Consider the following 2,904-nt stretch of genomic DNA (forward strand, 5'->3'; position numbering starts at 1 on the left):
TCTTTTTCTTTTATATAAAGGATGTGCCCGTTTTGCACCTCTTGAAAATACACCCTTTTTCTAAGTTCATTATAGCACGGGATGATCCCTTTTCAAATAATAATTATTATAATTTCTTTTTGATATTAATTATCATTTTTGTTTATCCGCAAAAAAAGCCGAACATCAGTTCAGCTTTTCTTCCCGGTCCATTCCTTCATCTGTTCAACAGTGATCGGTCCGACAACCGATTTCTCAAGCTCGCCTTTTTCATTGATAAAAAACGTTGAAGGTATCGTCATGACATTGTAGGCTTTCATCATGTCGCCTTTAGTGTCAAAAATAATCGGAAATGAAAGTTTGTTCGCTTTAATAAACTGCTTCACCGTCTGCTCGTTTTTTTCCGCATGAAGCAAATTAACGGTGATTAATTTTACATCGGGCTGTTTTTCTTCATAATAAGACTGAAAACGGGGCAGCTCCTCCCGGCACGGAGGGCACCAGGTCGTCCAAAAATGAATGATCGTCTTCTGTCCTTCGGCCGGGATGATCACCCGCTGTCCTTCTATCGTTTTCATATGCATGACTGCAGGTGCAGCATTTTTTGCAAGCGCCGGCGGCTGAAAGAAGAAAATGCCTGCACACAGCAAAAGAATGAGTGGATCATAAAAAGCGCCTTTTCTTTTCATCTGATTTTGATCTCCCCTTTTTTATTTTAGCTTCCCCGATAAATCCGGAAAGTATGAAGGAGATCAAAGCCCCGCTTTTCATCTCAGCGGCTTTCTATTCTCGGCGAACCTGATTTATTCGTTAAAAACAAGGAGACGCCCAGTTCTTTGCAAATCGTGACATAGTGGAGAGCCGTCAGTAAAAGCATCCCCGTGTTCATCGCAAGGATGATCCCCGTCATCTGCAGACTCTGCATTGATCCAAGCGTATACATCATCAAAAACGAGATGACGCTTGCCCAGACATTATGATAAAAAGCATCTTTGACCAATCCCATCCCGATTAAGCAAGCTTGCAAAGGCATGACGAAAAAATGAAATAAAAAATACGGCCAAAGCAGCTTAAGGTAGAAGGCGGCTTTTACTGAATCAAAAAACAAATGGGTCAGCGGCTCCGCAAAATGATACATCACCATAACAGACGGGATTCCATAAAGAAGAGTCATGAAAATCGCTTGCTTGAGCCGTTTGATAACTCTATCGTATTGTCCGTAGGCATAGCTTTCAGAAATACTCGGGATCATGACGACCATTAGCGAATGGGCGATAAAAGCCGGAAAAAAGCCTATCGTCATGGCAACGCCAGAGAGCATGCCGAACTGGTCGATGGCCGCTGTTCTGGAAACGCCTGCGGCAAGCAGTGTCCCCTTTACCAAAAATGGTTCGACGGCATTTGTAATGGCATGAAAAACCCGCAATCCCGTCGTCGGTATCGAAACGGTGAGCAGCCGTTTCAATACATCATTTCGCCGCAAATGGACATGCCGCCCTTTTGCTGCAGTCCTCCTGACTAAAACAAACTGGGAATATAAGTACACAAAAACAACAACTTCACTGGCAAAAAGGACAAACAGCGAGATCAGAACAGAGGTATCCAATTCAAAGGAATACCATTGAAAAAATAAAAACAACCCGATGAGCTGAAAGATTTTTTTCAATGCATTCGCTATTGCGATTTTCCCCATTTGCTGGACGCCCATGAAGTATCCTCTTGCAATCGATGTAAATGCAACAGTAGGGATCATCCCGATCACAATGCCTCTGATTAAAGGATGGTAAGAATCAAATACCGGAATAAAGGGTAGGATGATAATTGCAGCTACTGTAGAAAATGCCGTACAGACCGCCGTCATCCTCAAGGCGTGCTTCAGCATGCTTTCATGCAGCTTCGGATTGGATTCCGCGATAAACTTCGATATTGAAACAGGCAGCTCAAGGCTTGCTATAACCACTACTAAAAATATCGAGGGCAACACACTCATATAGAGCCCCATGCCATGCTCGCCAAGCTCCCGTGCAAGAATCATGTTAATGACGAACTCAAGACATTCTGCAAAAAAAGCTGCTAGCGAAAGAAGAACGATTCCTTTTATAAAACGGTTCATGAGGTCTCTCCTTGTCTTAGGGTGGTTATATCCCATCATATGAGACAAGTCTCAAAATTATTTTCTTTTTAACATTTCATTTTGAAAAGATTTTTCAATAAAGTATCAAAAAATTAATTCTTTTCATCATATGAAAAGGGTGATAATCTTGAAAAAGAATACGAGAAATAAAAAACAGCCAAGGCTCGGTCAGCCTTGACTGCATAGTTATATCGCAAAGACATGATTGCCGATGCGTTCGACGACTTTTCTTGTTTTAATCCAGCCATCCGTGGCGATGTCGGGATTATAAAAATATAAAGCGTCCGTTTCTTTTTTATCATGATCAACCGCTACTTCGACAGCTTCAACTGATTCACGGTCTGGTTTTCTATTAATGCTGCCATTCAGAACAGGCTCGAAAGCGTTTTTTTGGTAGATCACGCTTTTTATGCTGTCAGGAAAACCGCCGTCACCAACCCGATTCAGGACGACATTGGCCACTGCCACTTTACCTTTAAACGACTCGCCTTTAGCTTCTGCATGTACGAGCCTGGATAACAATTCTTTCTCTTCACCTGTAATCTCTGGAGAATCCTCTTTTTCTTCTTTCTCCTCCACATCCTGCTTAGGCAAAGTTTCGATGAAATTTTTTTCATCTGTCAAGTGAGAAAAAGATGGATGTTGTTCGGGATCAAGGCTTTGAAGCAGCCGTTCCATTTCCTGTTTATCTTTTTTCGAGAATAACATGACAGCTTGAGCATGCTCGATTCTTGCCGCCGGCAGCATACAGATTAAAAAAGCAGCTATCGCAGCAAATTTCGATTTCATTT

3 protein-coding genes are annotated in these 2,904 nt (G+C 42.0%); all 3 read right to left on the reverse strand.

Translation table 11 applies throughout. From position 1 onward, the window contains the following. Positions 1-170: 170 nt before the first annotated feature. The 3 genes from stoA to BTA30_RS21600 all read right to left on the reverse strand — a co-directional run bounded on the left by stoA (position 171) and on the right by BTA30_RS21600 (position 2,902). Positions 171-668, reverse strand: a complete 498-nt coding sequence (stoA, locus tag BTA30_RS21590; RefSeq protein WP_076764000.1) for an endospore biogenesis thiol-disulfide oxidoreductase StoA — start codon at positions 666-668, stop codon at positions 171-173. An 83-nt stretch (positions 669-751) separates the two neighbouring features. After that, a complete protein-coding gene (locus BTA30_RS21595) occupies positions 752-2,092 on the reverse strand; it encodes a polysaccharide biosynthesis protein (RefSeq protein WP_076764002.1) in 1,341 nt (446 codons plus the stop codon). A 207-nt stretch (positions 2,093-2,299) separates the two neighbouring features. Next, positions 2,300-2,902 carry a cell wall hydrolase gene (locus BTA30_RS21600; protein WP_076764004.1) on the reverse strand — a complete coding sequence of 201 codons (603 nt, stop codon included), beginning with the start codon at positions 2,900-2,902 and terminating at the stop codon, positions 2,300-2,302. Between the last annotated feature and the right edge of the window lie 2 nt (positions 2,903-2,904).

Origin of the sequence: Bacillus swezeyi (genome assembly GCF_001969815.1) — a bacterium.
Lineage (GTDB): Bacteria > Bacillota > Bacilli > Bacillales > Bacillaceae > Bacillus > Bacillus swezeyi.